Origin of the sequence: Natronolimnohabitans sp. A-GB9 (assembly GCF_030848565.1) — an archaeon.
GTDB lineage: Archaea > Halobacteriota > Halobacteria > Halobacteriales > Natrialbaceae > Natronolimnohabitans.
Genome location: NZ_JAVDDV010000053.1, coordinates 1 through 1,856, shown reverse-complemented (window position 1 = coordinate 1,856; position 1,856 = coordinate 1). Strand labels below are relative to the sequence as shown.

The following is a 1,856-nucleotide window of genomic DNA, read 5'->3' as shown; positions in this document are numbered from 1 at the left end:
GGGTGCGATCCTCTTTGTCGTCCTCTCGATCGGGATCGAACTCGGGAGTCGGCTCGTCTTCGCCCTCGAGGCGCTGGGTATCGCCGAACTCGTCACGGGAATCGCGTACATCGTCCTCCTCGCCGGGATTGGGGCGCTGTTCCTGCGACGCGCCTACAATCTCGAGGACGAAGACGACGAGGACGATGACGATGACGATGACGAAGACGACGACGAGATCCCAGCGATCGGCCAGAAGATCCAGTCGTACAACGTTCCGCCGATGATCTCGCTGACCTCCGGCGGTCGGGCCTCGGTGTGGACGATCTCCGGCGCGGGCGGCGGTGTCGGCATCGTCTCGGGGCTGATCGGCGTCGGCGGCGGCTTCATCCGCATGCCCGCCATCCACTACCTGATCGGGACGCCCCTGACTGCCGCGGTCGGGACGAGCCTGTTTGCCGGGCTGTTCTCGGGTGCCTTCGGCACGTTCACCTACGGGATGTCCGGCAGCGTCGACCTGACGGTCGTCTCGCTGTTGCTGGTCGGCAGCGCCCTCGGCGCCAAGATCGGCTCGGCGGCAACGACGATCGTCGAGGAGAACGACGTGATCGTCTACTTCGGGCTGATGATGGTGTTTGCCAGCGTCGGCATCGCGCTTTCGGAACTCTCCGACTGGCTCGGCACCGGTTCGCTCGAGGTAGTGAGCGTCCTCCTGTTGGTCGGATCGTCGTTTGTCGTCGCCGCGATGATCCTCTACCAGGTCGTTCAGCAAACCGGATCGGACGAATCGCACGCGCAAACGACCCCCGACGGAGGTGACTGATGACTCCGCGGGGGCGACGGTACAGCGCTGATACGACCGGACGACAGTCAGTACCCATCCGGTCGCGTCTCGAGTGCGACCGGAGTGTACATCGTGTTGTCCGGCAGTATGAACTACTCGAGATTACCAATACCGCACTCCTGCGTGTTTCGCCGTGATGCTCGTCGCGATCGTCGCGTTGATCCTGGCACTGGGAGTGGCCTCCCGAGTCCTCGCGGATCGACTCCGGATTCCGAGCGTCCTCTTTCTGATCTTCGCGGGGATCGCGATCGGCCCCGAACTGCTGGGGATCGTCTCCCAGGAGACGTTCGGTGAGGGGCTCTCGGCGATGGTCGGCGTCAGCGTCGCGATCATCCTCTTCGAGGGTGGCTACCATCTCCGACTCGAGAAACTCCGTGAGAGCCCGACGGCGTTGACCCGTCTCGTCACCGTCGGTGCGGTGATCACCTGGCTCGGGACGGCCGCCGCCGTCGTTGCCTTCCTCGAGACGAGTCTCGAAGTCGGATTGCTGGTCGGCGCCTTACTGATCGCGACCGGGCCGACGGTGATCGGACCGATCCTGCAGGTCGTCACCGTCCGCGATCACGTCGCCGCCGTCCTCGAGGGCGAGGGCGTGATCAACGACGTGACCGCAGCGATCCTGGTGGTCGTCGTCTTCGAAGTGTTGATCGCCGGCGATGGCGGTCTCACACACCTCGTCGCGGACTTCGCGTTGCGGCTGGGTGTTGGGCTGTCGATCGGCGCACTCGTCGCTGGGATGGTATGGCTGGTGCTCACGCGGTCGAACCTCACGCCCAAAACCGGTCCGTTACACGCCCGACTGATCGTCCTCGCGGGGATCGTCGTCGCCTACGGTGGTGCCGAAACGATCGCCAGCGAGACGGGGATCGCCGCGGCCGCGATGGCTGGCTTCGTACTGGGCAACGTCGATCTACCCCACCACGAAGACGTGATCGACTTCCTCGACGACCTTTCGGTGGTCGTGTTGTCTTTCGTCTTCGTCGCACTGGCGGCGCTGATCGACTTCGCGGACATCCGCACACTCGGGCTGGCT

General features: G+C 64.5%; 2 protein-coding genes. Both read left to right on the top strand.

The window, feature by feature from the left end; translation table 11 throughout:
* Window positions 1–802: sulfite exporter TauE/SafE family protein (locus RBH26_RS21210; RefSeq protein ID WP_306760358.1), on the top strand; the 802-nt coding region annotated here is incomplete at its 5' end.
* 157 nt (window positions 803–959) lie between these two features.
* Window positions 960–1,856, top strand: an 897-nt coding sequence (locus tag RBH26_RS21205) for a cation:proton antiporter (protein ID WP_306760357.1), incomplete at its 3' end; no start/stop codon positions are given.